This is a genomic window from Synechococcus sp. R3-13, assembly GCF_047462195.1.
Classification (GTDB): domain Bacteria; phylum Cyanobacteriota; class Cyanobacteriia; order Thermostichales; family Thermostichaceae; genus Thermostichus.
Genome location: NZ_JANSIO010000508.1, coordinates 3,217 through 6,355, shown reverse-complemented (window position 1 = coordinate 6,355; position 3,139 = coordinate 3,217). Strand labels below are relative to the sequence as shown.

Annotated in this window: 3 protein-coding genes; all 3 read left to right on the top strand. The window is 60.2% G+C overall.

Annotated features, from left to right (window positions below):
• Positions 1 to 86: 86 nt before the first annotated feature.
• Positions 87 to 1,016 (top strand): N-acetylmuramic acid 6-phosphate etherase, encoded by a 930-nt coding sequence (murQ, locus tag NW856_RS13985; RefSeq protein ID WP_414400730.1) that lies wholly within the window; start codon positions 87 to 89, stop codon positions 1,014 to 1,016.
• Positions 1,017 to 1,037: 21 nt separating this feature from the next.
• The gene (locus NW856_RS13980; protein ID WP_414400729.1) at positions 1,038 to 2,324 is read left to right on the top strand and encodes a recombinase family protein; all 1,287 of its coding nucleotides are present in this window, start codon (positions 1,038 to 1,040) and stop codon (positions 2,322 to 2,324) included.
• A gap of 371 nt (positions 2,325 to 2,695) precedes the next feature.
• Positions 2,696 to 3,139: AAA family ATPase (locus NW856_RS13975; protein WP_414400732.1), on the top strand; the 444-nt coding region annotated here is incomplete at its 3' end.

Sequence of the window (3,139 nt, the reverse complement as noted above, 5' to 3'; positions counted from 1 at the left end):
GAGAGCCCCCTGCCACCGATAGAATCCGAGAAGACAAAGTGTAGGATCCCTGAAGGCGGATCCCTCTTGCCTGGACAAGCGCTGCCATGGTTTCTCCACAATTGGCTTGGGATCCCGGATCCCTGACCGAAAGCCCCAACCCGGCTACAGCCGAGATCGACCGTCTCAGCACCTGGGAACTGGTGAAACGGATCAACGCTGAGGATCGGCGGGTGCCGGAAGCGGTGGCTGCTCAAGCAGAGCCGATTGCCCAAGCCATCGATGCCATTGCCGAGCGGATGAGTCGCGGCGGGCGGCTGATCTATATCGGGGCAGGAACCTCAGGTCGGCTGGGGGTGCTGGATGCGGCTGAGTGCCCGCCCACTTTTGGCACTTCCCCCACCCAGGTGGTGGCTTTGATCGCCGGGGGGGAAAAAGCCCTGACCCAGGCGGTAGAGGGTGCAGAGGACGACGCAGAAGCGGCTGCCCGCGCGCTGGAGGGTCTTCACCTCCAAGCTCAAGATAGTGTTGTGGGAATTGCCGCCAGCGGTCGTACCCCCTATGTGCTGGGTGGGATCCAAGCCGCCAGAAGTATTGGGGCGCTCACGATTGGCCTGGCCTGCAATCACCCTTCTCCTCTAACCGAGCAGGTGGACATTGCCATTGCCCCTTTGGTGGGGCCGGAGGTAATCCTCGGATCCACCCGCATGAAAGCCGGCACAGCCCAAAAGTTGGTGTTGCATACGATCTCCACCGGGGTGATGATCCGCTTGGGCAAGACTTATGGCAACCTGATGGTGGATCTCCAGGCCAGCAATGCCAAGCTCAAGCAGCGGGCGGAGCGAATAGTGGCTTTGGCCTGCGATCTGGATCCCACTACGGCTGCCCAATTGCTGCAGGCTTGTGATGGAGAGGTGAAAACCGCGATCCTTGTGGCCTTGATGGGGTGCTCTGCTCAGGAAGCTCGTCAGCACTTGCAACAGGCCCAGGGCAACATTCGCCAGGTGCTTGATTCCGTTCTGGCGCAGCGGCGGTGACAATAGTTGAATGGCTTGTCCATGAGCGTTTGCGGCTACCTCTACACGCCTTCCCATGCCCCTTTGCCGGAACAGGAGTTGGCCTGGCTCCAGGGGCGAGGGGCCGATCCCATCCTGCACGATTGGGGATCCCGAACTCATTTGGAGGAGCTGTTCCGGCGCATCACAGCCGGCTGGGTGCAGGAAGTGCTGCTCTTGCGCCTGTCAGATCTGGGGGATCGGGCGGATGAAATCCACGAGCGGCTGCTGCAAATCCAACACTCCGGGATCCGCCTCAGCTTGGTCACCGAATCCGGCCTGCAAACCCCCACCAAGGCTGCCGATTGGATCCCCCTGCTGGCCGAGATCCCCCATCAGTTGCAAAGCCGCCGCCTCTGCTGCAGCCAAGCCCAAAACCGCCTGGCGGGCAAACCCCCCCCTGGCCCTGCCCCCTTTGGCTACCGCCGCGAAGGGGAACGCTACGTGCTGGATCGCCGGCAGGCCAGCATCGTTCAGGATTTTTTCCAGCACTTTCTCCTCTACGGATCCCTGCGGCAGGCGGTGCGCTTCTTGGAGGAAAAACACCACAAGCGGATTTCTGTGGCCACCGGACGCAACTGGCTGCTCAACCCGGTATACCGCGGGGATCTGGCCTATGCCGACGGCACCACCCTGCGGGACACTCACCCGGCCCTTCTCAGCCGCACGGAAGCCGCCCAGATCGATCGCTGGCTCAAACGCAACCAAGGGATCCCGCGTCGCAGCGCCAGTGCTCCCCGCGCTTTGGCCGGCCTGGTTCATTGCTGCGCTTGTGGCAGCCTTCTGCGCATTGTGCAAACCACCCCTCGCAAGGGGAAAAAGAACGGATCCCCCTACCTCTATCTGCGCTGCCAAACCTGTCGCTACAGCCTCCCCTACACCGAAGTCCTGCAGGAGGTGATCCGGCAGGTGTGCGAACAACTGCCCCAACGCGCCCAGACGCTGGATCGACAAGCCCTCACCCAAGTCCGCCAAGAGCTGCAAGCCCAAATCCAGGCCAACGCCGAGCGGCTGCGGCAATTGGAAGAGCTGCAGCAATCTGGACTAATGGACGAGGCCTCCCTGGCCCAGCGTCGCTACCAGTTGCGAGCAGAGACGGCCCGCTTGGCCCAAAAGCTGGAGCAACTCCCCCCCGCCAACCTCACCCAGACCATCCAAACCCTCTCCATCCCGCCCTTCTGGCAAGACCTCAGCGAGACCGAACGGCGTGCCTACCTGCGGGAATTCCTGCGCAGGATCGAGGTGGATTCTGCAGGAGCGGTGCGAGTTACGTTTGCCTTCGATCCCTGAGAGCGAAGGGTTCCCCCCACCTTCCCCCCAGAATTGAGACCATTCTTGATTCTTTCTCAGCCCAGACCTGCCTCAGCGCCAAGCCAAGAGGACGGGATCAGCGCCATGGCATAGCTGAATCCTTCCCGATTTGGGTGAATTGTCATCTGGAATTGTTTTCTTTTGATCACTAATGAAAGTATATCTAAAACTAAAATCGGGAAAAACATCAAAAATCGACTTGAGAAGCCCTGGGAACTTTCTTAGGACCATTTGCAAGATCTGGGAACTTCTAGCTTTTTGAGGGATCCACCTTTATCCTTCGCAACAGTTCTCAGGGGGCGGGTTGGCTGCCGATAATGTCCCTTGTCTGCCCCATGGAGGAACGCGCTGTGAAATTGGCGGTTTACGGAAAAGGTGGGATCGGCAAATCCACCACCAGTTGCAACATCTCGGTGGCCTTGGCCAGGCGGGGCAAAAAGGTCTTGCAGATTGGCTGTGATCCCAAGCACGACAGCACCTTCACCCTGACCGGCTTTCTCATCCCCACCATCATCGACACCCTGGAAGCCAAGGGCTATCACCACGAAGACATCTACCCAGAAGATGTGATCTACCGCGGCTACGGCGGCGTGGACTGCGTGGAAGCGGGTGGGCCCCCGGCAGGGGCCGGCTGTGGCGGCTATGTGGTGGGGGAAACCGTCAAACTCCTGAAGGAGCTGAACGCCTTCGATGAGTACGATGTCATCCTCTTCGATGTGCTGGGGGATGTGGTGTGCGGCGGTTTTGCGGCTCCCCTCAACTACGCCGACTACTGCCTGATCGTAACCGACAAC